Below are 25,936 nucleotides of genomic sequence, written 5' to 3' on the forward strand. Positions count from 1 at the left end.
ATTTGCTAGTATCTTATATTTTAAGTTGAAAAATTTAGTTAATATGAACAATAAATTATTTAAATCTTCTACATTTATGTGAATGATTTTAGCAGGTATTTATTTTAAAATCAATTTATATTACGAATCATGTCAATATATATAACAATCACTAATAGAAAAAATGATTATTAGAATAGAGGGGGATTAGGTTGGTAATGATCGAGAAGAAGTCACCTGCCTTATTCGAACAAATTGAAGAAATGATGGAGTGGTTAGCTTCATTCGGAAAAACGAATAACAATGGAGTTACACGGAAATTATATTCGAAAGATTGGTTATCTGCTCAAGAAGCAATTGAAAAGCAGATGAAAGAGATTGGTCTCCATCCCTTTTATGATGACGTTGGAAATCTTTTTGGTAGATTAGCGGGACAGCAAGAAAATGCTTCGACCATTTTAACAGGTTCTCATATTGATACTGTCATAGATGGGGGAAAGTATGACGGAGCGTATGGAGTAATTGCTGGCTTAATAGCTGTACAATACTTATATGAGCATTACGGTTCACCGATAAAAAATATAGAGGTTGTTTCTTTATGTGAAGAAGAGGGAAGTCGTTTTCCGATGACATATTGGGGCTCTGGCAATATTACTGGGATAAAATCGTTTGAAGATGTTCATCATTTGAAGGACTCAAAGGGTATTCCTTTTATAGAAGCAATGCACCAAGCAGGGTTTGGGAAAGGGAACCATCAACCGCCAAAGCGAAATGACCTTGATTGCTTTATTGAATTGCATATTGAACAAGGAGAAGTGTTAGAAAGAGAAGAAAAATCCATTGGGATTGTCAGTCATATAGTCGGACAAAGACGATATAATATCACGGTGACTGGAGAAAGCAATCATGCGGGTACAACACCGATGGCATGGCGTAAAGATGCCATGTATTCAACAGCTGAGCTGATTCAAGTGCTTATGCAGAAAGCGAAAGAAACATCCACAGATTTAGTGGTGACAGTCGGCCAAATTTCTTTGGAGCCCAACGTATCAAATGTCATTCCAAGAAAGGCGACATTTAGTATTGACATTCGTCATAGTCAAGAAATTGTTCTTTCTAAATTTTGTGAGGATGTGTTCAAAGAGTTTCAATTGATTGTGAACAGGCATCAGACTCAGTTGCATATTCATAATTGGATGAATGAAAAACCAGTAAAGATGTGTGAAAAGTTGAATAAAATTTCAGAATCAATTTTAAGAAGAGAACAAATACCATTTAAGAGAATGACAAGCGGGGCTGGTCACGATTCGCAAGTTTTTGGTCCATTTTGTTCAACTTCTTTATTATTTGTACCAAGTCAAAATGGGATAAGCCATTCGCCATATGAGTTTACGAGAACAGAAGATTTAGAAAAAGGGATTCAACTATTAATAAAGGTTTTATATGAATTAGCTTATTAAAGGAGGATAAAGCAATGAATGCTTTTAAAGAAATAAATTCGCCATTACGAACCATTATGACTCCGGGGCCTGTTGAAGTAGACCCAAGAGTGCTGCGTGCGATGAGTACACCAATACTTGGGCAGTTTGATCCTGCTTTTACACAGATGATGAATGAAACGATGGAAATGCTTCGTCAAGTTTTCCAAACCAAAAACCACTGGGCGTTTCCTATTGATGGAACATCTCGAGCTGGTATTGAAGCTGTGTTATGCAGCGTATTAAAACCAGGTGATAGAGTGTTAATTCCGATCTATGGTAGATTTGGATATTTGTTAACGGAAATTGCTGAGCGTAACGGGGCGGAAATCCACATTATGGAATGCGAGTGGGGAGAAGTATTCAATCAACAGGAAATCATTAACGAAATGAAAAAAGTTAAACCAAAAGTACTTGCGGTCGTCCATGGTGAAACATCAACCGGCTGTATGCAGCCATTAGACGAGATTGGTCCTGCATGTCGAGAGCTTGATGTATTATGTATCGTTGATGCTGTCGCAACAATTGGCGGTACAAATGTGAAAGTAGATGAATGGGAGCTTGACGCAGTAATAGGCGGTACGCAAAAATGTTTGTCTGTTCCTTCTGGAATGGCACCAATAACGTATAATGACCGAGTTGAACAAGTGATTGCTGTTCGGAAAAAAGTAGAAAAAGGGGTTGCGACAGAACAAGATCGATCAGAAGTTCAACATCCAATTAGCAGTAATTATTTTGACATAAGTCAGCTGCAGGATTATTGGGGACCGAGAAGGTTAAATCACCATACAGAAGCAACATCAATGCTTTACGCATTACGTGAAGGAGTGCGAATCGTTTTACAAGAAGGGTTAAAAGAACGATTTGAAAGACATCGTTTACATGAAAAAGCACTTGTAAAAGGGATTAAAGCAATGGGGTTGGGAATATTTAATGATGTTCCTTGGAAGCTGCCTATGGTCACTTGCATTAACATTCCAGCAGGTATCGACGGCGAATCAGTAAGAACGATGCTGCTTCAGCAGTTTGGAATAGAGATCGCAAGTTCATTTGGGCCTCTTCACGGGAAGATTTGGAGAATTGGAACGATGGGATACAGCTGCAGAAAAGAAAACATCTTGTTTGTGCTGGCGGCTCTTGAAGCCGTATTGATTCGTCATGGTGCATCGATCCAAATGGGGGAAGGTTTACAAGCTGCGCTTAATGTATATGAATCTGCAAATTTAGCAGCAGTATAGTAGAAAAACATCTAACCTGTGAAATGTTGAAAAAAAGATTCCGGATTTAGGTGGAATCTTGTTGCCGAGGTGAACAAGCTTTTTGTTTAGAACCAGCCTAAGGAAAAAAGGAGAATTACAAACTATTTATTAAAAGTGACCGGCTTTATCTCGCTTTTTTCCAAATATATAGAAGGTGAATTTTATGAAAAATTTATTTAAGATGGAGCATTGGCTTGCTGGATTACAATGGCTTTTTTTTCTTTTTACAAATACTGTTGTCATTCCAATTACGGTAGGGGCAGCATTCCAGCTACCTCAAGGTAAAACGATATCTCTAATTCAGTTTTCTTTTTTCTTTACAGGTTTAGCGTGTATTTTACAAGCTTTATTAGGACATAAACGATCGGTTATGGAGGGGCAGTCTGGATTATGGTGGGGAGTGATTTTAAGTCTTTGTTACGCAGCTCCTTCACAAGGGATGTCGTTGACTGCACTTGGAGGAAGTCTGGCTGTTGGAATTATGATCTCTGGATTCATTACGATGATCATTGGATTAAGCGGTCTTTCACAGCACTTTTCTAAGTTGTTTAACTCCGGTGTAATGGCAGTGTTTATGTTCTTATTAGGTTGCAGGTTGAATGCAATTTTCCTTAAGGGGATGCTTGGCATTCCTTTTGGTGTTCATTCAGAAACATCACATATTGACATACCTGTTTTTCTATTATCTAGTACTGTTGCTGCTTTCATTATTATTTTCAGCATTAAAGCTTCTCCTGCATTTAGCAGATACTCCTTATTAATCGGGATCATTGGAGGGTGGGTCCTGTTTGGGTTGTTGTTTGATAAAAAAGAAGCAATAGACGTTGCTGGAATAATGGACATTGAATTTTTCCTTCTTGGTGCACCTAGTTTGGATGCAGGGATTATTGTGACAGCTGTTATTGCTGGATTAATTAATACATCTAATACATTTGGGGCTTTAAAAGGTACGGATGGAATCTATAAAATCATTGCCACATCAAAACATTATAGAAATTCATTTACGATAAGCGGGTTGTTCGTTATGATTGCCGGATTATTCGGGATGGTGCCTTATGCTCCATATGTATCATCGATAGGTTTTCTCAATCAAACGAAAATTTTGGAGAGACTTCCTTTTGTGATCGGTGGAGGGATGTTCATGCTGATGGGAATGATACCTGCAATCAGTAATTTAATGGCTAAACTTCCTTTAAGTATTGGGAGCGCAGTTTTACTTGTTGCCTATTTAAGGCTGCTGCATTCATCACTTCAGTATTTTGCTCAAATTCATTTAAATACAGCGAATATTTATCGTCTAGCTGTTCCTTTATTCATTGGAATCATTCTTATGACATTTCCTTCATCCTATTTCGAAACAGTTCCAAGTATTTTGCAACCGTTACTAAGCAACGGACTATTAGTTGGCATTTTATTATCTCTTGTTTTAGAAAATATTCATTTTAAGTTTTTAACGACAAAAAAAGATCAAGAACACTTAAACAAATATGTTCAAGAAGGAAAATAATAATAAAGATTTTTAAAATTTGGAGGGAGCAGCAATGAATGATAAGTGGAATGCATTCGTTAATAAAGACTTGATTATTGAACCAAAAGAATCAGGACGGTTAAACGGCTTGACGTTTGCAGTAAAAGATGTATTTGCGATTCAAGGTCATACGAGTGGAGCAGGAAATCCTGATTGGCTTCGAACACATCATCCTGCCGTTCGAAATGCCCCTGCAATTGATCGTTTACTTGAACATGGAGCCAAATTAACGGGAACTGCACATACTGATGAACTGATGTACAGTTTGAATGGTGAGAACTTTCATTACGGTACACCTGTAAATCCGAAGGCTCATGACCGAATTCCAGGAGGATCATCCAGCGGATCGGCGGCAGCTGTTTCAGCTGGGTTAGTAGACTTTGCTTTGGGAACTGATACAGGAGGATCTGTTCGTATCCCATCTTCTTATTGCGGGATCTATGGATTTCGGCCTACGCATGGGGCAGTTCCAATAGAAGGGGTTATTCCATTAGCTGAAAGCTTTGATACAGTTGGATGGATGGCCAGGGATCCGAAATTATTACTTGAAGTTGGACGTATTCTTATTGATGGTAAAAGTCAGGAAGGAAGCTTTAACACCATTTTTTTAGGGAAAGATGCATGGGCGGTGTTGGATAAAGAAAGCAAAGAAGCATTATTGGCATTTGATTCTTTATTAGAAAAGATAACAGATCATAGTAAGTGGGTTGAAATTTCCGAAGAGGGATTATCTGAGTGGTCGAATACGTTTCGAATTATCCAAGGATTAGAGATCTGGAGTGAACACGGCGAATGGATCCGAGAGGAAAATCCGAAATTCGGACCTGGTATTGGTGATAGATTTGAATGGACAAGTACGTTGAAAAAGAGTGATTGCATCCCCAATTTAGAATTGAGGAAAAAAATCCGCCAATCGATGTCAAATCTTTTGGGGGAAGAAGGTCTGTTAGTGATTCCAACTGCTCCCGGAGCAGCACCGTTATTAAATTTACATGGAGAAACAGCGGAGCAATATCGAGCAAAAACAATGCAGCTGTCCTGTATAGCAGGTTTAGCTGGGTTACCCCAGATTACGCTTCCTTTAGCAGAAGTGAACGGACTTCCGATAGGTTTATCGTTTATCGCTAATCGTTATCAAGACTTAAAACTATTGAATTGGGTGAATGAATTTTTAGAGAAAAGAAGTTTCTAAAAATTAGAAGGTAAGAAACATCTGATTTTTTACTTTTTTCTTGAATATGCTTATAACTAGCCCCTTTTAGCTTATTTTGGAACCTATGCAATAAAGTTAAAATTGATGTAATTAAACATTTATAAAAGGAGAATGGATATGAAACTTGTAACCGTTAAAGCAGAAGGTGGAGAGTCCGCTGCAATCGTTTTCCGAGATAAGGTTACTTCAATTAAAACGATAAACGAGATGGAAGGTAAAAATTGGAATACAGACCTTTTTAGCATTTTACAGAAAGACCAATTAACTGAAATAAACCTTTGGTATAAAGAAGAGGGAGAGGACAAATTATGTCACTTTCCTGATATTCCAGTTGAAGAAATAAGATGTGCGCCCCTTTATCGTAATCCGGGAAAAATCCTAGGTGTTGGCATGAATTATATGGAAAAGGCAATTGAATTGTCTGGTCGGCCTCCCGAGGAAGAACCAGTCATTTTTTTGAAACCAGGTACTAGTTTGATTGGTCCGGAGGAATCTATTAAGCTGCCTCTTCAGTCTAGCGAAGTAACAGCAGAAGGGGAGCTTGGAATTATTATTGGAAAAACATGCCGAGATGTTAAGGAAAAGGATGCCTCTAGTGTTGTGGCTGGTTTTACCACTACATTAGATATGACTGCAAAGGATATTCATGTAAAAAACCCTCGTTATTTGCAGAGATCGAAAAGTTTTGATACATTCTTTAGTTTTGGCCCATATTTTATGACAGTTGATGAATTTCCTTTTTTAAAGGACATTACTGTAGAAACTGTTTTAAACGGAGAAGTTTGTCACCAGAATGTCGTGGCAAATATGATGTACCAACCATGGTGGATTGTGTCATTTTTTTCGAACATCATGACATTGCATCCTGGTGATATTATTATGACTGGTACGCCTGGATCTGTAGTTATTCGTGATGGGGATGTTGTTGAGTGTAATATTCATGAATTTAAACGGTTGCAAAATCCTGTATCAGGTTCTTCCTTATTTGTATAAAGCGCGAGATTTACAATCTAACTGAAAAGCTAGTAAGGATAGGAGTTTAAAAGTTTTCTAAAGGATCATGTTTTTCCATTATAAAGTTGATATAAATATCGGAACATAATTTTTATTTAAAGGAGAAATGAGCATGGAACATTTAGATGTCATTATTAAAAATGGAAAAGTAGTTCTTCCTACAGGTGTATCAGAAACTGACATTGGTATTAAGGATGGGAAAATTACCGTTATTAAAAAAGAAATAACGAATGATGCGGATTTGAAATGGGATGCTAATAATCAGTATGTTTTTCCTGGAATAATTGATGTACATGTTCATTTTAGTGAACCAGGGAGGGAACATTGGGAAGGGTTCCATACAGGTTCAATGATGATGGCCGCAGGAGGGTGTACAACTTATTTTGATATGCCCTTAAATGGGATTCCTTCAACCGTTCATCAAGATGCTCTATATGAAAAAGCAAAGTTAGGAAATGAAAAATCTTTTGTTGATTTTAGCTTATGGGGTGGACTCGTACCCGGAAATGAAAAGGATTTGGAAGCTCTTGTTGAATCAGGTGTGATAGGATTCAAAGCATTTCTCTCTACAACAGGAAACAAAGAGTTTGAAGCAGTCGATGATTTAACATTGTTAAATGGAATGAAAATCATCGCCAAACTTAACAAAGTTTTAGCTCTCCATTCAGAAAGTGCAGCGATAACGAACTGGTTAAAAAAAGAGAAAGAAAAGGAAGGAAAATACAGTGCGGATGATTATATAGAGTCGCGTCCAATTATCGCCGAAGTTGAGGCAGTAGAACGTGCGATTTACTATTCAGAACTTACTGGCTGCCCTCTTCACTTTGTACACATTAGCTCAGCAAAAACGATTCAAAAAATCGAAGAGGCGAAACAAAAGGGAATGAATATAACGGTTGAAACTTGTCCGCATTATTTATTGTTTAACCATGACCATTTGAGAGAACTAGGTTCTATCGCTAAATGCGCCCCTCCTTTACGTGAGAAAGAAGAGCAGCAAAAATTAATTTCTCTATTAATAGATAATAAATTTGACATGATCTCTTCAGATCATTCCCCATGTCCTTATGAATTAAAAAATCCTAAAGTTCACAATCTATTTCAAGCATGGGGCGGGATTAGCGGCGGACAATTTTCATTGATGTCGATGATTGAGATTGCCTTAAATCATAATATACCATTTGAAACAGTAGCAAAATGGACAGCGTCAGCCCCAGCGGAAAGATTTGGGTTTTCGGATCGAAAGGGTAAAATTGCTGAAGGAGCAGACGCTGATTTAGCAATTGTTACATTGGAAAGATCTCATTCAGTTACGGAAGAAAATTATTATGCCAAACATAAAGAAAGCTTGTATATGGGCCATACTTTCCCATGCCAAGTCGTTGGTACTTTTAGTAGAGGCAACTTAGTATTTAAAGATGGAAAAATAGTGGAGCAACAGTCCGTTGGCGGTTGGGTGAAGCCTACAGGGTATGCGGCAATAAAATAAGGTTGTGGGCTCTGGTGCAATAGATTTAAAATGTTTGCATCAGAGCTCTTATTTTTCTTAAATTAGATTCCCTACAGTTTAAGAACAAAAACATCCCAATAGGGGTAAACGTCATGCCCTTCAAGCTACCATGGTCACGAGGTGGATTAACCCTTATTTCTATGTTACTAAAAGATGGCCTAAAGAATAACCCGGACAGACTGATCCCGTAAATCAATCTGTCCTAAATTATTTCTCAAAGATCGTACCCTTTTTGAATTTTGAATCTTTAAATGTAAACTTCATCAGAATAATATATGCAATACCTGCTACAACAACACCTATAATCCATCCCAGCTCCAGTTTTAAAAAAGCGGCGCCGGCACCGATTAGCATTGCAAGCAGCGCACATGGATTATATCCAGCAAATGGACCGTATTCCTTGTACAAATCTGCAACATTTACTTTTTGCTTTCTTAATATATAATATTCGACTAATAAAATAGAAACAATCGGACCTAAAAATGCGGAATATATAAGAATAAACATACCAAGACCCTTTGCCGAAGAATCCCGTACAAGCACCCAAGGGAATGAGCAAAGTGCAAGCAGTCCGGTTATGGTAACAGCAGCTTTATATTTCATTTTTGTAAGCAATGTAATAACATAGGTCGGCGGAATAATATTGGCAACCATATTTACTGCGACCGCACCTATCACAATAAATGCAGATACTCCTACTGTAATATAAGGGTTATCTACCACTATTGCAAATGCCTTTACCGGATTAGAGATGCCGGTGGCAGAAGCAAGCATTGCGCCGATTGTAAGTACGAAGCCGTACGCTGTTAAAATAGGCGAAAAGTACAAAAAAACGCGTTTTGTTTCGCTAATACGAGATTTGAGCTCTCTTGAATAGTCCGCTGCGCTTAAAAAGATAGCCGCATAATTCCCCAAAAACATCATTATGAATCCAAAGAACGGCAAGCCCCATGACCCTTCTGCATGAACCCATTTTTCTACAATAACTTCGCTATGGGATGTTAGAAGAACGCCAAATACATAGACAAGCGCTAGCATAATAACAATAGATGCAAGCAGTTCCACCCATTTAATGGCATGGAAGCCGTACAACGAAAGCCCAATTTGCACCAGCTGAATCACTACAAAGCAAATGACAACATTATCAAAGGTGCCTCCCGTAATAATCTTCACAATTTCATTTAAGGCAGTACCGCCAATCCAACTTTGAAAACCGTACCAAATAATGGCCGGGATACCGCGCAATAGTGATGATATGATGGAGCCTTTCATCCCGAAGGACATTCTGAGCTGTACAACATATGGTATTCCGGTTTTATATCCGAGCCTGTCATTTAAAGCAAAAAAAATTGATATGATACCAATTGCTAGGGCGGCTGCGACAAATGTCTGAAAGATGTTTAGTGTTGCGGTTCCTGATACAACCAAACTAGCTCCAAGTGTCATATTGCCTAAATTAACGCCGTCTCCAACCCACATAAACATATAGGATATCGGACCGACCGTCCTACCCTCTTCGGCTTTTGGCTTTAGTGATTCATCCTCACCTGTAGCATGGTGGATCTGCGTTTCTTCTATAATGTTACTTGATGAATTTGTAGACATTGCAGACTCAACTCCTTTTTCATTAATACATGTAAAAATCATGTATTGATTATGATTTTTACGTTATATAAAATATCATCCGACGTTAATAAAAATGACATGAATAAAGTTTATATAATCTTTTTTTAAAAATCATTAGAAGAAATGTGAATTTTTTGATATTTATTTGTGCTTTTTAACTAAAAGTGTTTGTAGCCTCAAAGAGGGAAGCATACAAAGTATGTATAGTTTGAATAGAAAAGGAGGGAATGAGGAATTTAGTTTTTGTATTGGTTGAAAAGCTAAATACCTAGATTTTATAAAAAAAGGAAAAAGCCAAACACTTCTCATGGAGATGCTTAGCTTTTTCTTTGTGATATTAGTTGTCACAGTCTTTATCCTAAAGAGAGAATCTTCAGACTGGGTCCTGTAGGTTTTTAAATCCACTAATCATGCATTCTGCTAAATCCCATTACTCTATCTATTACTCCATAGACAGAATTTTTTAATTTTGGCTTAGTTACACCATTTACAGTTATATTTCCTAACCTCATTCGATTAATTAAAGGGTTCACTTTTAAATTTTGGTTAGATAGTACAAAGAAATAACAAAAGATTCACATATTTCCCAATGAAATATAAAAAATTATCATATAAACTGAATGTTATATATTATGTTATATTTTATTACATTATAAGTAACATTAAGTGACGCAAGAGAAAAAGAGAGAAAGATTGGCTACTAAAAGGGAGGAATAAATATGGCAATAGAAAAAAGTACACAGAGTTCTATTAAAATTAATGAAGAACCCCAATTTGTTAAAAAGAAGTTTGCAATGCCGCATATTTACGTAATTTTATTTTTATTTATTATACTAGCGTCGATTGCAACTTATATCGTTCCAGCTGGTGTTTATGAACAAGTTCCTGGTCCAGAAGGAAGAACAACGATTGATCCTAATTCATATCAAAGGGTCAAGCAGACAGCTGTTGGTTTAACGGAATTTATGACAGCTATACCGAGAGGGTTGGTAGCTGCTGGTGAGGTTGTGTTTTTTACATTTATTATTGGTGGTATTTTTGCGGTAATTCGAAAAACAGGGCTTATTGAAATAGGGGTAGATAGGCTAACAAGGAAATTTGCGAGTAGAAGTATTGTATTAATCCCGGTATTAATTGTTGTGTTCGCTACTGTCTGTAGTTTGATTGGTACTCAGGAATTAAGTTTAGTATATGTTCCTGTTATTTTACCTTTAATGATTGCTTTAGGATATGATTCGGTTGTGGCTGCCGCTGTAGCTTTAGTGGCAACGACAGCAGGTTTTATGACAGGATTTCTTAATCCGATTAATACAGGTTTAGGTCAAAAGATTTCAGGGCTTCCAGTGTTCTCGGGAATAGAGTTAAGAATTATAGCTTTTGTTGTATTTGTGCTAGCGGGAATCATTTATATTATTCGTTATGCCCAAAAGGTGAAAAGAAATCCAGAGGCAAGCTTGGTTTATGAAGAAGATTCGCGTAAAAGAACTGTCTATTTAAATAAATCGGCAATAAACAAATGTCATGCCACAACTCGACAAAAGGCCGCATCTGTTGTGCTGATAGGCATTTTCTCCTTGCTTGTTTATGGGGTATTAGCTAAAGGCTGGTTTATGTTAGAAATGTCAGGACTGTTCATTATCATGGGGATTGTAGTTGGATTGATTGCTGGCTTAAAACTAACAGATATTTGTGAAGGGTTTAATGAAGGTTTTCGTGAAGTGCTAGTTGGTGCAATCATTATCGGTATAGCTAGGGCGGTAGCTGTTGTCATGGAAGATGGCCAGGTGATGGACACGGTTGTTCACAGCTTAGGTGCTTTTGTTGGTGAATTTCCTGCGGTATTTAGTGCAATTGGGATGTTTATTGTACAAATGTTGTTTAACTTTTTAATACCATCAGGTAGTGGACAAGCTTTGGTTACTATGCCGATTATGGCACCACTGTCCGATTTGATCGGGGTAACAAGACAAACTGCCGTCTTAGCCTATCAATTTGGTGATGGACTTGGAAATATTTTATTTCCAACATCGGGATACTTTATGGCAACACTTGCATTAGCTGGTGTCTCGTGGCAAAAATGGGCTCGCTTTTACTTACCATTGTTTCTAATATGGTTTTCACTTGCCGTCGTTTTCCTTCTAATCGCTCAAACTATTCAATGGAATGGTTAAATGTGAAAACATATAACTAAAGTAATAGCCAAACTTAAATATTCTAAAATTATTTGAGGAATGTTAGTTTAAAATAAGAACTAACATCCTCTTTTTTGTTAAACATCTTCATCCTGCAGCTAACATTTTTCGACTGCCTGCGGGTTGTTGTGCTCGCCCTCTTAAGTATGAGGAGCTGCTGCCACACTCACGAAAATGCCCTCGGCTCAATACCGAGGGCATTTTCTAGTTTCATAGTTTTTTTATAATTGTTTATTATTAGGGTACAGTTCATAATGCCTTTTTATAGTCCAACATTATGCTTTTTTATTAAAAATATCCATAACCGCATGAATAATCTCAATCCCTTGAAATAAAAATAAATTCAAAGCAGTAAGAGAAAAAAATGCGACAAGTATCATCCGTAAAATCATCATGAGTTAACCTCCTTTCCCCAAATTACTATGAAGGTTAACATCATATTTAGATATAGGATGATTGATAAAACACAGACTTTAAAAAGGAAATGGATCCTTTTTGTTTCGCATTTTTTTGCCAATTCGATAATGACAAAATCAATGCTGCTACAAAGGTTGCGATTGTAATCGCGAAGTTAAGATCCTTTTTTTCTTCCTCTCCATTTTTTATAAAAGCGTGTGTGCCTTCTAATGACTCTGCTCCAATAAAAGCTTTAGTAGGTTGTTTCATTTGAGAATGGGGTAATGTATTGAAGCCAATAACAAACAATAACATGGAACAGCACATTAAAAAGAAAAGATTTTGCTTCAATTTTCTCCCCCCTTCAAAAGAATACTACTATCATATTATCATATAACAGTTTTTTATTTTTGAGAAGGGGGGGATTTTGTCGAACATCTTCATTATTTTATTTTTTTGAGATAATATTTTATAATGTTTAATAATGACTACTACAAGCATTATTTGTAGTAGTCATAACAATCACAAAATTTTAAAAAAGTTTTCGGAACTCCAACATCATCATTCAAAATCAGTTTGCTAGCTTGATAAACTTACTCGTTATCAACCTAACAATTTAATGAGTGAATTGTTCAGTCTCTGTCGATCCTTTCATCGCCGTTGTTGTTGATGTTCCCCCAGAGATCACTTGTGATACTTCGTCAAAGTAACCAGTTCCAACTTCACGCTGATGTCTTGTTGCCGTATAACCATCTTTTTCACTTGCAAATTCCGCTTGCTGCAGCTTGGAATAAGCTGCCATCCCATGTTCTTTGTAGTCAAGAGCAAGTTCAAACATGCTGTGATTCAGCGCATGGAATCCTGCAAGTGTAACGAATTGAAATTTGTAGCCCATTTTGCCAAGTTCTCTTTGATATTTTTCAATTGTTTCATCGTCGAGTTTCGCCTTCCAATTAAAGGAAGGTGAACAGTTGTAAGCAAGTAATTTTCCAGGATACTGCTCGTGAATGGCGGCAGCGAACCGCTGAGCTTCTTCGAGGTTCGGTTCAGCTGTTTCACACCAAATTAGGTCGCAGTATGGTGCATATGCAAGTCCGCGGGCAATCGCTTGGTCCAGCCCTGTCTTTGTCCGGTAAAACCCTTCAGGGGTTCGTTCACCAGTAATAAACTCATGATCATAAGGGTCGATATCACTTGTGATCAATTCCGCCGCATTTGCATCTGTTCTTGCGATCAAAACAGTTGGAACATCCATTACATCTGCAGCGAGACGGGCGGAAATTAAATTTCTCACAGCATTTTGGGTTGGGATTAACACTTTTCCACCAAGGTGGCCGCATTTTTTCTCAGAAGCAAGCTGATCTTCAAAATGTACTCCTGAGGCTCCCGCTTCGATCATACCTTTCATCAATTCATAAACATTTAAGGGTCCGCCAAAACCGGCCTCAGCATCAGCCACAATCGGTGCAAACCATTCGATTTCTCCTTGTCCTTCCATATGCTGAATTTGATCTGCCCGTTGAAGCGCCTGATTGATCCGTTTAACAACAGAAGGAACACTGTTAGCAGGGTAGAGGCTTTGGTCAGGATACATATGGCCTGAAAGGTTCGCATCAGCAGCCACCTGCCAGCCACTTAAATAAATCGCTTTTAATCCTGCTTTTACTTGTTGCACTGCCTGGTTTCCGGTCAATGCTCCTAGTGCGTTAATGTAATCTTCCTCGTTCAGCAGCTTCCAGAGACGATCTGCACCCCTTTTTGCAAGAGTATGCTCAATTTGAACAGATCCGCGAAGCTTGACGACCTCTTCCGCCGTATAAGGCCGTTCTACCCCATTAAAACGATTATGATCTTTCCAACTTTCCTCCAGCCTTTTCACTTGTTCATTACGATTCATTTCTCTCCACACCCTTTTGATTGTTATAATACAAATTTATATTTCACTTATTGTTATATAACAAATAAAAACAAAGTGTCAACAATTTTCTGAAAAATTGTGTAAATATTTTTTCTGGCCTTAAAAAGCCAAATATTCATGATATTTATTGATCGTTTTATAACGATAGGCGTAGAAGGATGATCTGGCACGGAAAAGTAAAATTTAGCTCAAATCACCCAGCATGAGGAAGAGAATCGCTCAAAAAAATACTATCTGGCTTAAAAAGAGTAATTGACCAATTTTTATGTAAAAAGGATTGAGTGAATGGCAACACAAAGCAAAGCATTGGGTTGTTTAGGTGAAAAAGATTTTTTTATTTTCTGCTTGATAGGGGGAAGTTCAGTTGCCGTACGTTTTATGTCTGTTAATAGTGGATGAATCTTTTAATTTTTTGCTTCGTAACGTCTGTTCTGTGTTCAAATTCAACAACTCGTCCGATTTTTAATGCAATCCTTCTAAAAATGAAAGCGGGGTTTCTGTTGATTTTTCTTTTCAAGGTGTTTACTATCATCATTCTAGGTCTAATTCCTTAATTTTCTTTAATTTACAAATATTTAATATTGACTTCAACTTTTAAAAACCTCTGGATGGTAACTTGGTAAAAGGAGGTAGGTTTTGAGAGTCATATCTTCTAAAAATGCTGTTTTCTAATTTTGTTGCGAGGGCAATCCAACTAATCCAACAGGTAAGTGGTAAGATGTGGGACTAGAAGCATAGACGATAGAGCGATTACCTTTACGTTATTAATTGTAATAATAGCAGTTTAGTAAATTATTAATGTTTTAGAGTAATCTTTCGTTGTCCAGCTTTAGGCGCAATTAAACCTCTTAGTATTAGGCAATCCGCCTAAAGAACACCTTTTTTGCCTATCGGCTTCCGCTTATCTCATTCAAAGCAACAATCTCTTAGAAAAGGCATTTAAAACACACTATGCGGAGGGATAATTGTGATCAAGTCACAAAAGCTTTTACCATTATTACTTGCCTTATTACTATTTACCCAGATGTCGTTAGGCAGTCTCATTCTCACGCAAGAGATTGCCCAGGCTGAAACAACAGAGTCCTATTCTCTTGGACAAGTTATTGATGAATGGGAAAAAATGATTGCACCAGGGGCAGAGCAAGAAACGATGACAATTGAGAGTACAAGAGGGAGACAAGAAGTGTTCATAATGAATGTGGACCCGAGCCAAGAGAATCTCTCTCTTGAAACCGGACTGCCGAATGGCAAAGATTTTGGCATGCAACCTGTCCGAAAGCAGGCAGAGGCTGTTTCACAGCCGGGAAATATCGTCATAGGAGGATTTAACGGTGACTTTTATAATATGTCTACAGGTATTCCGAATGGCACAGTCATTCAAGATGGCAGGATTCTGAAATCAAGCAACAATGAGACAATCGGTATCAAAAAAGATGGATCAGCTATAATTGGCGTCCCAAATGTGCAAATTGACCTTCAGGTAAATGGAACTAATCGGGAAATCAACCATATAAATGGTTCAAGAGAAACCAATCAGCTTGTCCTTTTTTCAGCTCCGCTAAAAACAACGGGCACCAATTCATCAGGAACAGAAGCGGTTTTAACAAATGTTGAAGGGGACGTACATAAACCAGGAATTGTTAAGGCTAAAGTCGAAAAAACCATAGCCGGTGAGGGAAATCAGGCAATAGAAGAAGGCAAACTGGTAATATCCGGACATGGGGCCTCCTCTGATTTTGTAAAATCTTTAACTTCCGGACAGGAATTAGAAATAACAACAACGATTGACGCAAAGTGGCAGGATGTTGTGGAAGGTATAAGCGGTAATTACACCCTGGTTAAAAGCGGCCAAAAAGTGGATTTGCCTTCAAATAGCTTCACGACAGCAGTCGCCCCAAGAACTGCCGTCGGCATTCGTGCAGATGGGAGCATATTCTTTGTCGTACTAGATGGACGCCAGCCGGGTTATTCAGAAGGAACAACTGTTTTTGAACTTAGAGATATGATGTATGAGCTTGGAGCTGTTGATGCATTGAACCTTGATGGCGGTGGTTCCTCTACATTTGCGGTGAGACAGCCGGGGAATCAGGGGCTCAGCGTCGTTAATCAACCTTCAGATGGAAACGAGCGTCCTGTTGCCAACTCGCTTTTAGTTACTACTTCTGCGGAGCCATCCGCATTGAGCCAGCTTGCAGTTGAGCCCGATCACCTTTTGATGCTTGCTGGAAGCCGAGAGGATCTAAACGCAAAAGGAATGGATAAAAACTATTTTCCAAAAGAATTAACAACGGAACCCAACTGGTCGGTATCCGATGAAAAGCTGGGCAGTGTGAATGCAGAAGGTCTATTTACTGCAGGAAATACAGCGATGAAAGCATCTGCAGTAGCAGATGCAAATGGTTCAAAAGGGGAATCAGTCATTACCGTAACAGACAAACTAAGCGAGTTAAAGTTTCCGCAAGATTCCTTAACTGTTAAGCGGGGAAGCGAAGTCAACCTGGCACCGACTGCTCTTTTAAATGGTAAAAAGGTTGATGCAGACCCACATCTTTTTGAGTGGCAGGTTTCCGGCAACATTGGAGAGATCGATGATAATGGTAAGTTCAAGGCCGGCAATCAGACAGGAAATGGAACGATTACTGTTAAATATGGAGAGGTCACTGATACTATCGAAATCCAAGTTGGGAAAATGCCGATCATTTTGGAAGATTTTGAAGAAAATTTTCAGAATTGGACATACAGTGGAGCCCGTTATAAATCGATCTCGATAAGACAAACGACCTATCCGGAACCAGCTCGATTTGATAACCACTCACTCCAGTTAAATTACGATTTTAGTGGGACAATTGGCACATCTGGTGCCTATGCACATAGGAAACAACCGATAGAGATTGAGGATTACCCTGAAGCAATCGGTATGTGGGTATACGGAGACGGTAAGGGGCATTGGCTCAGAGCGCAAATGAGGGACGGAAATGGCAGTGCCTTTCCCATTGATTTTGCCGCCAAAATGGATTGGACAGGCTGGAAATATGTTGAAGCTGCCCTGCCTGCAGGAAAGGATCTGCCATTAAAAATGGACCTTCCTATCCGCCTAATGGAAACAAATAATAACAACAAAAACGCTGGTACCATTTATGTTGATAATATTCGCGCTGTTTATGGAGAGACAAACGACGACCTAATAAATCCTGCCATTACAGGCGAACAGCCAGCAGACCAAGCAGAAGTATCGGAGTCTAAACCAGTGATAAGTGCTGTCGCAAAGGATGAAGAAACCGGTATAAATTCAAGCCGAATTTCATTGCTTGTAGATGGGAAAAAGGTTGAGCATAAATATGAGGATAAGACAGGTTCGGTTACTTACCAGCCAAAAACCGACTTGCTGGACGGTCACCATATCGCTACACTAGTCGTTCAAGACAATTTTGGAAATGAAACAATAAAAACGTGGATGTTCAAGACAAAAGCAGGTCAACCAGGGATAATGTTGTCTACTCCTGAAAAAGCTTATGTCGGCGGAGACTTTCCAATTGCACTCAACGCCACGAAATTAAAGGAAATAGACAATTTAAAGCTAAAATTGAAAGTGAATCCAGCTAATTTGAAGCCAGAACAGGATAAAGTTGATTTTTCAAAACAAATTACAAATGAAATGATTGTAAAAAACCAAATTAGTCAAGATGGAACGATTGAAATTGAGCTAAAAGGTTTAAACAGCATTGAAACTAAGGAAGAGGCTGTGTTGGGTAACGTGCCGTTTACAATCCCTGTCTCTGGGAAGGGTGAGGCAATTCTTGAATTTAAAGAAGGGTTAATTAAACTTGCAGGAAGCCATGAGAAATCTTCTATCTTCCTTCCAGATATCAAAAAAGAAATCCAAGCTCACTATCAAATGACAGTTGATCGAGTTTCACAAGGATTTCCCTCCACATTATCAGTGAAAGATGAAAATGGGAAGCCTGCAGATCGAGCTAAGATACAAGTTGTTTCACCGAAATATGAGCTAGGTAAAGTAATAGCCAAACAAACAACAATATACAAGGAATCTAATTCCACATCGGAGACTGTTACATCACTTAAGAAAAATGCCCATCTATTAGTAGTCAAAAAAGAGCAGGATTGGCTGGAAATTAAGCTGGGTACAAGTGTTGGATGGGTGAGGGCGAGTGATATAGAGGTTACAGACTGGTCCTTGGGTATTACGGATCGGAGCGGAAAATTAAAAACCGAAAAGCTTACCCTTATTCCTGGGGATGTATCAATTCAAGCAAGTCGAGAAAAAAAATACAGCCATGTGATTGACTTGAATGTGTTAAAGCACCTTGGCTCGAATATACCTGAGCGTCAAACTGTTACATTTGACGATAAAAAGGATGTCCGCAACATTAACTGGACCACCTCCCCTTTAACAACAAAGTCAATTGTTGAAATTTTACGAACAGAGGATTATAAACGGAATGGTTTTTCGGGCCGAAAAATTAAGACAGTTAAAGGCGATAGCAATCCGCATCCTATGAATGAAGGGGAAATCCAATCTCATACTGTAAGGGTTACGAAACTAAAACCTGGTGAGTCATACACATACCGTGTTGGAGATGGGACAGATGAGGGATGGAGCGAACCAGCTTCCCTTGTTATGAATGAGAAGGGAAAAGATGAACCATTCCATTTTGTGTTAATGGGTGACACACAGGCTCCTCCCAACCAGACTGAAGCAGGGTTTGGAATTTTTACTGAGCTGTTTAAAAAGTCAAAACAGGAATATCCTAATGCAGCGTTTATGATGCATGTAGGAGATATGATCGATGATGGAAACCTTTATTCGCACTGGAGCGCGTTTTTTGAAGCGATGAAGGACCCTGCACTTGGAGCTTCAACTCTATTCGTACCAGCAGTGGGCAATCACGAAAATATCGGAAATGGAGTGGATACCTACAAGAATCTGTTTCGCATGCCGCAAAACGGTCCCGACGGTTACGAAGGCACGGTTTATTCATATGATTACGGAAATGCTCACTTTGCTGTTTTAAATACAGAAACTGACAAAAAAGGACTTGAAAAACAAGCAGCATGGCTTAAAAAGGATATGAAAAAGACGAAAAAGAAATGGAAGATCGTTCTTTATCATCGCTCTCCATACTATTCTAATCCTCAAGGAGGAAGTGAAAGTGTGAGGGAAGCTTGGCCAAAAGTCTTTGACGAAATTGGGGTGGATCTTGCCATCTCGGGACATGATCACGCGTACGTTCGCACATTCCCTCTGAAAGATGGAAAGAAAGCGAATGGAGGTACTACTTACTTAATTGCAGGATCAACTGGCAGCAAGTTCTACGACGCTGTTCCGCAGGATTACATGGATGTTTATTTTGAAGAAAAAACACAAGTATACTCTAATATTTCTGTAAGTGATGACGGAATAAAAATTGTTGCAAAAGCAAGAGATGGTCGTGTGATTGACGAGCATATGATTACAAAGGAAGAAGAAAAAACTCATTCAAAATAAAAGCTTATTATAAGCAAAAAAAACGAATAATCAAAAGTAATTAGGGGCTGTCCATAAGTCGATTTTTCGGATATTGGCTGCCCCTTTACATGTTTCAGAAAACTGTTTTCTTACATTCTTGATTTTTAATTGTTAATGAATTTGTCCTTTTCGGACTGCCTCTTTTTAATGGTTGCAAATTTTCGTTTCAAGACCCTCGGGTCAAAAGCCAATTCAGCTTTAAAGGTAATAGGACAACCTTTCAGCCGCTCGCTTTCCACCGAAAGAATAGCTTCTTGCGTCTTCTTATGGAAGAAGTTATTATCCTATAATCCAAAAGTCTTATATCCTTAAAATCTTGTTAATTATTAGAATAATTTGTTTTATCTTGCTGATTTTTGCTATAAAATGAGAATGATATATACACAGCTTGGGATGCATAAGGAGGATAAAAATTTGATTGAAATTCGATTGTTCAAAGGGATAATAAATCCTGGTGTTTACTTCGAAGAATTTAGAAATGGTGAACACATTAAAGGTTTTTTTACTAAACTTATGCTTGTATTAGGATTGTCAATAATCATCGCTCTAATAAGCAGTTATGCTGGAATTGGGACAGAGCAGATTCATTGGTATATGGATACCACTAAAAATGAGAAGCTTGAGATGGCGAAGGTTTTGTTTGGAATCGGCCATCTTGTTTCATCCTTGTTATTCCCACTTGTTTATATGTTTTTTTTCACAGTCATGTATTGGATTTTCTTTCATGATATCCCATTTAAAAAGATGTTTTTTGTACAACTTTTCTCTGTTTCTTTATTATTAATAGAAAAATATTTGCTCTATCCTTTGCAACTATTTCTTGGAATTGGGAGAGAGAGCTCACCATTTGGGTTGGGTGTTTTAACCCAATTACTCACAGATCATAGCTTTATGCTTCATTTTATCAGCTATTTTTCAATCTTTTTTATATGGGCAGCTATGGTTCAGCTTATCTCACTAATCAAGCTATCACAACGGTCTGTAAAATATTGTCTAACTATAGTAGTTTGTATGAACCTATTATACATCTTATGCGGCACCGTTTTTAGAATAATAATTGAAGAGCTAAGAATTATCATATAAAGGAGCACTGTTTTGAAAAAAGTCATCTTAAATGTATTAGTATCCGTTCTATTTCTATTCATAGCAGTTAATATAGTACTTATTATTACCAATGATAATGTAAAGCGGTCCCAATACATAGAGTCCTATAAATTAGTGAAGCATGAGGATCTGAAAAAATCCTTTACAACAAAAGGTGTTGTTAAGCCTGAAGAAGAATATTCTGTTCCAACTCAAGGTAAATTAGGAGAGATTTCTTCTGTGCTTGTTAATAAAGGAGATCATGTGGAAAGCGGTCAAGCTCTTATAGAATATAACTCAGAAAAAATAGACCAGGAAATTTTGCTATTAGAGCAAAGAATCGAGTCGCTAGAGACTCAAGAATCAATGGTAGACACCGAAATAGCCGATTTACAATCGCAAATAGACGACCTATATACTTTTGAAGAATCTCAGTTTAATACAGAACCTGAATTTGATGAAGAAGATAATGAAGATGATGATAGAGCTTTACAAATGCAAGAACAGCAATTGAATCAAGCCATTCAAAAAAAAGAAAATGAACAACAAAAATTAGAACAAGAAAGACTGCAAGTAGAGAACCAAATCACAATGAAAGAGAGTGAAAAGGAAGCCTATACGATTACAAGCAAATTAAGCGGGACGGTCACGGAAGTGAATCCATACGCGTCTGGTGACGGGGAAACTGTTATGACGATAAGATCTGATAGTCCTTTCTTAATTACCGGTAAATTAACAGAAGAAGAGATCATTAAAGTAAAAGAAGGGCAAGAGATAATAGCAGCACCTAATGTAAAGCCAGGGCAGAAGCACTCTGGAACCATAAGGGAAATTGAAACAACTCCACTTACTGAACCTTCTGTTGATAAAGCAACTAGCTATTATACTTATACTGCAGAGCTCAAAGAACAATCAGAAGAATTATTGGCGGGCTTTCATACGAACGTAGAAATCATCCTCGAGAAAAAAGAAGATGTGGTGGTCATTCCAACTTCTTACAGTAAAACATTACAAAAAGAAAAATATGTATATGTCATTGAAAAAGGCCGGCTGAAAAGGAAAGCAATTAAAACAGGTATGATAATAAACGGTAAACAAGAAATCACCGAAGGTCTTGCCAAAAATGATCGAATTATCGCAAATCCAGCAAATTTAATGAGAAATAATCAGGAAATATTTATGCCGATAGAAGAGAAGCAGGTAAATAAAAGTTCGTTAAAATTATATACGAAAGAACAAATCGCTAGGCTGATTGTTAATGGGATGTATCGATAAAAAAGGAGTGTTTTTTTAGTTGTGAGAGGTACGAGGCGGGAATAGTGATAAAATCTGAGAATCTGGGAGGCAAGACAAAGCTGGTCAACCGTACGGAATATGAGGACACCCGCCTCGCTTTTAACGCCGGCGGCTGTTTTATTTTTTGGCGTTTTATTGAAACCCCAGATCAATGAAGAACTGAACATTGAAGAAAGTCTTTTGAATGCTGGAGAACATTTGGGTCATGTAAATTTTGCAGACAACCATGGTTAGAAACTTGGCCACGGTCATCTTGATTTTGTTTCAGGTCTTAATGCACTAAGCCAAATGGGATACGAAGGCTAACTTACATTTGAATGCCGCGTTTGGGAAGTGCCTGAAAAAGAAACTTATGAAAAATCAGTTCGATAAATTAAAAAATGTTTATCAAAGGTGAAAGCTATTAAGAGGATGTGAAAAGGCATCAAACAATATGATTAATATTAGATAATGAATAACAAAGGGACCACTTTATTATATGTAAAGTGGTTTTCTAGTTTTCTATAGGTGAAAAAAGTGAGTTAAACAATTTTAATTTCCTGTTATAGAGTTATGGACGGTAACATTTTATGATCTTTCATAGAGCAAATTATGAAAAATTTAATCTGAAATTTGCATTTCACCTATAGCTTTATCCCTATTTATTTCTAAAAAACAAGTCTATAAGAGTATGTAAATTTAGGATTAAATTACTATTTTCTAAATTTTCAAAAAAATAATGTTGGTAACAACCATCTATTGCATGTAAAATAATAATGAACCAGATATAATCCAACAATATTCCTTCAGTGTTTAAACTATTTAGTGAGGAGGGATGTAAGGTAGAACTGTTTCGCTCAGTATTTATGTACTTAAAAAGAACAATCCAGATAAGCTGGGTTGTAGATAGGGGAGATAGTCTTTTTTCTTAAAAGAAAGTATTTTTAAACCTTCAATCGCACGATAGGTATGATTGTTTGCTGAACTTTTCAAAAGCTAGTATTGATCCAGTTTAGAACCAGATTTATAAAAATAGTCCCATTATAGACAAACGAGTGATGGGGACACCATTGGTCGAAAATAATCAAGGAAACATGTTTTTCACTTGGAAAAAGTTTGTATCAATACTTAGGTTTATGACGAAAAGTCGACAGTCTGAAATTTTAAACGGTCCATTACTTTTAAACAAAGGGGTTTAATCATGAGGAGAAAAAAGGGGAAATTTTTGTTTGCAGTTTTATTTAGTGTCTTGTTGCTTGTTCCTTATCTGTCACTTGAATCGAAATCTGCTTCAGCGGAGGAATTTACTTTTCCGGAGTATGGGCCTGCAAAAGACTTAATTACTCCATTAAATGGTTCGCCAACCATTTATGACGGTGCTGTTGGACAAGAGGATGGACATGATGTTCTATATACAACCTCTAAAGGTGTTCCGGCCACGTTTAATGTAGTGGACCTCGATGAGAATAAATTGCTTCGAAGCATTCCATTAGAGGGAGCATCTGATTCGTGGCATCATGAGGTAGCACCTGATGGCACCGTTTATGTAGCAGCTGGTAAGCATATTTGGGGGTATTCTCCTGAAACAAAGACAATCGAAGCGCTGGCTGAAATTCCTGATTCCTCCTTGTGGGCATTAGCTGTAGATGAAAACAGCAATGCCTATATCGGAACCTTCAAAGGCGGAAAGGTTTTTCAGTACAATAAAGAGACGAAACAGCTTCGTGATTATGGGAAAATGATTGGCGATATTGAACAGGAATACGTTCGGTCAATGGATTATCATGACGGATATATATATGCAGGAACGGCTCATGATAAAATCTTTAAACTTAATGTGGAAACAGGTGAAAAGGTTGAGATAGCAGAGGAGTTAAATGAATCGGGTTTTGTTTATGACTTAGATATTGTAGACGGGAGATACGTATTTGCACGGTACTCAGCTTCAAAAAACATGTATATTTATGACACTTTAGAAGAAAAGTGGCTGGACGTAAAGTTAACAAATGTGAATGGTTTGCATGTTACGGATTCGTTGGACAACAAAGTATATTTCATAGCTGACGGTATAGTAAAGTATGTTGATTTGACCAACCTTCAAGTAAGTGAAACATCAATGAAATATGGAAGTGGATTCAGAGGCTCAGACTGGGTAGAAATTGAAGGTGACAGTCGTTTACCGGGAAAAAGTCTTGTGACCGTGACTTTTAGCGGGGGAACCGTATTTTTTAACATTGAAACAGAAAAGGTTGTTAGCTATCCATCTGTTATTCCTCCAACCGCCAACGTAACAAATCAAATTCATGCCTTTTCTGAAGATAAAATCTATATTAGCGGGATGACTGGCGGCACAGGTGCTGTTTATAATCCATTAACTGGAGAAAATAAAAGCATATCACTTGGACAGGCTGATTCTATTTATTCAATGGACAATAAAGTGTATTTCGGGACTTACCCAAGCAGCTCTGTTCATGTCATTGACCCTAGTGTTGATCCTTATGCGAAGCCGACGACGTTATTTACTATAGGGAATGAACAAGATCGCTTGCATGCCATGACAGGTGGAGATGGAAAGCTGTTTATCGGCAGTATAGCAACCTATCAGCGGCTGGGAGGAGCTCTTACTGTCTATGATGGAGAAACCCATAAAGTATTTCGCAACATTGTAGAGAATCAAAGTATTAATGGTTTGGCATACAAAGACGGGCTCGTTTATGGATCAACAACAATTAAAGGTGGTTTAGGCAGTGTTCCGACCGCCGAACAAGCAAAGCTATTTACTTGGGATCCAATTACAGAGCAAAAAATTAATGAGAAAAACTTAGAAATTGAAGGACTGGACAAACCAATTCATATTGGCGACCTTTCAGCTGGTCCAAATGATGACTATATTTGGGGCGGTTCAACTGGTTATGTGTTTGCCTTAAACCCTGATACTCTTGAGGTTGAAAAGAGTGTAAGAGTGGAAGAAAAACCTTATCCATTTGAATGGGATCAAATAGACCTGAAGTGGTCAGAAGATGGATTGCTTTATGCGTTAGTTGGAGTGAAATTATACGTCATCAACCCTGATACGTTAGATTTTAAGTTTGTGACTAAAGCCGTTTCGTTTGACTTAGGGAAGGATGGAAATATTTATTTCTCTAAGTACGATAACAGAACGATAATGGCAAAAATTGAGGTAATGGAGGCAGATGCTTCCGACGACTTGCAAAGTGTCCAATTAGAAATGGAAAAGACGAATCTAACAAGGGGCCAAACATCAAACCTTAAAGTGACGGGTATATTAAAAAATAGTGAGAAAATTGATTTAACAAACTATACAGTCATTTCCTCCAATGAAGAAGCTTTGAAAGTGAAAAATGATCAAGTTATTGCTTATCGTTCAGGAGAGTCTACTGTTCAAGCCGAAGTGGATTGGAAAGGGAAGAAGGTTCTATCAAATGAGGTTGTAGTGAAAGTTGATTTAACACTGGATTCATTTGAAGCATACGTTGAAAAGCTCTATAACGAAAAAAAGGTTCCTAAAAAATTATATATAAAACTTTCCGTTCATATGCGCCTCGCTAAACACTTTGATGCCAAAGGATATGAAAAGTTGGTTCAGCATCAGCTTGAAAAAATGAAGAAACAGGTCGAGAGATGGGATGCAGGAGATCATCAATGGGCGAAAGATGCATTACTGACAGATATAAATGGCTTGAATGAATAGGTAATCGATTATGGTAGTCCTACAAATAAAAAATCAATGAAGGTAATTCCGAAAAATTAAACACCAGGTGACGTCACAGATGCTCTATACGTGCATGAATCGGAAAAGAACGGGAAATGCTCACTGGCGTCCAATCTCAAACTGCACTAAACAAGTGTGCAGTGAATTATGCTACCCGTTAGCACAGCAAGGCTGCCAACAGTTTTGGCAGCCTTTAGGAATGTGT

The 25,936-nt window shown here is 37.8% G+C and carries 14 protein-coding genes; 11 read left to right on the forward strand and 3 right to left on the reverse strand.

Translation table 11 applies throughout. From position 1 onward, the window contains the following. Positions 1 to 197: 197 nt before the first annotated feature. The 6 genes from allC (at position 198) to IC621_RS03870 (ending at position 7,960) form a co-directional block, all read left to right on the forward strand. Positions 198 to 1,439, forward strand: coding sequence for an allantoate deiminase (gene allC, locus IC621_RS03845; protein WP_191155917.1), 1,242 nt, complete (start codon positions 198 to 200; stop codon positions 1,437 to 1,439). Between the two features lie 14 nt (positions 1,440 to 1,453). Then, positions 1,454 to 2,695, forward strand: a complete 1,242-nt coding sequence (locus tag IC621_RS03850; RefSeq protein ID WP_191155919.1) for a pyridoxal-phosphate-dependent aminotransferase family protein — start codon at positions 1,454 to 1,456, stop codon at positions 2,693 to 2,695. A 184-nt stretch (positions 2,696 to 2,879) separates the two neighbouring features. Further along, a complete protein-coding gene (locus IC621_RS03855) occupies positions 2,880 to 4,223 on the forward strand; it encodes a uracil/xanthine transporter (RefSeq protein ID WP_191155922.1) in 1,344 nt (447 codons plus the stop codon). Positions 4,224 to 4,257: 34 nt separating this feature from the next. Further along, a complete protein-coding gene (locus tag IC621_RS03860; RefSeq protein ID WP_191155924.1) occupies positions 4,258 to 5,436 on the forward strand; it encodes an amidase in 1,179 nt (392 codons plus the stop codon). Positions 5,437 to 5,574: 138 nt separating this feature from the next. After that, positions 5,575 to 6,450 carry a fumarylacetoacetate hydrolase family protein gene (locus tag IC621_RS03865; protein ID WP_191155926.1) on the forward strand — a complete coding sequence of 292 codons (876 nt, stop codon included), beginning with the start codon at positions 5,575 to 5,577 and terminating at the stop codon, positions 6,448 to 6,450. Positions 6,451 to 6,583: 133 nt separating this feature from the next. Beyond that, on the forward strand, positions 6,584 to 7,960 hold the full coding sequence (locus tag IC621_RS03870) for an allantoinase (RefSeq protein ID WP_191155928.1): 1,377 nt from the start codon (positions 6,584 to 6,586) through the stop codon (positions 7,958 to 7,960). A gap of 228 nt (positions 7,961 to 8,188) precedes the next feature. Here IC621_RS03870 and IC621_RS03875 read toward each other — a convergent pair whose 3' ends face one another. Continuing rightward, complete coding sequence (locus IC621_RS03875; RefSeq protein WP_191155930.1) at positions 8,189 to 9,586, reverse strand: NCS1 family transporter; 1,398 nt, start codon at positions 9,584 to 9,586, stop codon at positions 8,189 to 8,191. Positions 9,587 to 10,326: 740 nt separating this feature from the next. On the opposite strand from IC621_RS03875, the gene IC621_RS03880 reads away from it, so the two are divergent. Next, positions 10,327 to 11,778 (forward strand): YfcC family protein, encoded by a 1,452-nt coding sequence (locus IC621_RS03880; protein ID WP_191155932.1) that lies wholly within the window; start codon positions 10,327 to 10,329, stop codon positions 11,776 to 11,778. 462 nt (positions 11,779 to 12,240) lie between these two features. Here the strand turns inward: IC621_RS03880 and IC621_RS03885 are convergent, their stop codons facing one another. Together IC621_RS03885 and aceA are read right to left on the reverse strand one after the other, a co-directional pair. Next, complete coding sequence (locus IC621_RS03885) at positions 12,241 to 12,546, reverse strand: hypothetical protein (RefSeq protein ID WP_191155934.1); 306 nt, start codon at positions 12,544 to 12,546, stop codon at positions 12,241 to 12,243. Positions 12,547 to 12,811: 265 nt separating this feature from the next. After that, positions 12,812 to 14,092 carry an isocitrate lyase gene (gene aceA / locus IC621_RS03890; RefSeq protein WP_191155936.1) on the reverse strand — a complete coding sequence of 427 codons (1,281 nt, stop codon included), beginning with the start codon at positions 14,090 to 14,092 and terminating at the stop codon, positions 12,812 to 12,814. Positions 14,093 to 15,080: 988 nt separating this feature from the next. Here aceA and IC621_RS03895 point away from each other — a divergent pair. From IC621_RS03895 to IC621_RS03910, 4 genes are all read left to right on the forward strand, one after another. Further along, positions 15,081 to 19,619: a phosphodiester glycosidase family protein gene (locus IC621_RS03895; RefSeq protein WP_191155938.1), complete on the forward strand. Its 4,539-nt coding sequence runs from the start codon at positions 15,081 to 15,083 to the stop codon at positions 19,617 to 19,619. Between the two features lie 435 nt (positions 19,620 to 20,054). After that, the gene (locus tag IC621_RS03900; RefSeq protein ID WP_191155940.1) at positions 20,055 to 20,723 is read left to right on the forward strand and encodes a hypothetical protein; all 669 of its coding nucleotides are present in this window, start codon (positions 20,055 to 20,057) and stop codon (positions 20,721 to 20,723) included. Between the two features lie 12 nt (positions 20,724 to 20,735). Continuing rightward, the gene (locus tag IC621_RS03905; protein ID WP_191155942.1) at positions 20,736 to 21,998 is read left to right on the forward strand and encodes an efflux RND transporter periplasmic adaptor subunit; all 1,263 of its coding nucleotides are present in this window, start codon (positions 20,736 to 20,738) and stop codon (positions 21,996 to 21,998) included. Between the two features lie 1,201 nt (positions 21,999 to 23,199). Continuing rightward, the gene (locus IC621_RS03910) at positions 23,200 to 25,710 is read left to right on the forward strand and encodes an FIMAH domain-containing protein (RefSeq protein WP_191155944.1); all 2,511 of its coding nucleotides are present in this window, start codon (positions 23,200 to 23,202) and stop codon (positions 25,708 to 25,710) included. Positions 25,711 to 25,936: the final 226 nt, after the last annotated feature.

It is taken from the genome of Metabacillus arenae (genome assembly GCF_014773385.1).
Lineage (GTDB): Bacteria > Bacillota > Bacilli > Bacillales > Bacillaceae > Metabacillus_D > Metabacillus_D arenae.

Bases quoted from the DNA above. Each gene is read 5' to 3' on its own strand.
- allC (WP_191155917.1), top strand. From the start codon at position 198: ATGATCGAGAAGAAGTCACCTGCCTTATTCGAACAAATTGAAGAAATG.
- IC621_RS03850 (WP_191155919.1), top strand. From the start codon at position 1,454: ATGAATGCTTTTAAAGAAATAAATTCGCCATTACGAACCATTATGACT.
- IC621_RS03855 (WP_191155922.1), top strand. From the start codon at position 2,880: ATGAAAAATTTATTTAAGATGGAGCATTGGCTTGCTGGATTACAATGG.
- IC621_RS03860 (WP_191155924.1), top strand. From the start codon at position 4,258: ATGAATGATAAGTGGAATGCATTCGTTAATAAAGACTTGATTATTGAA.
- IC621_RS03865 (WP_191155926.1), top strand. From the start codon at position 5,575: ATGAAACTTGTAACCGTTAAAGCAGAAGGTGGAGAGTCCGCTGCAATC.
- IC621_RS03870 (WP_191155928.1), top strand. From the start codon at position 6,584: ATGGAACATTTAGATGTCATTATTAAAAATGGAAAAGTAGTTCTTCCT.
- IC621_RS03875 (WP_191155930.1), bottom strand. From the start codon at position 9,586: ATGTCTACAAATTCATCAAGTAACATTATAGAAGAAACGCAGATCCAC.
- IC621_RS03880 (WP_191155932.1), top strand. From the start codon at position 10,327: ATGGCAATAGAAAAAAGTACACAGAGTTCTATTAAAATTAATGAAGAA.
- aceA (WP_191155936.1), bottom strand. From the start codon at position 14,092: ATGAATCGTAATGAACAAGTGAAAAGGCTGGAGGAAAGTTGGAAAGAT.
- IC621_RS03910 (WP_191155944.1), top strand. From the start codon at position 23,200: ATGAGGAGAAAAAAGGGGAAATTTTTGTTTGCAGTTTTATTTAGTGTC.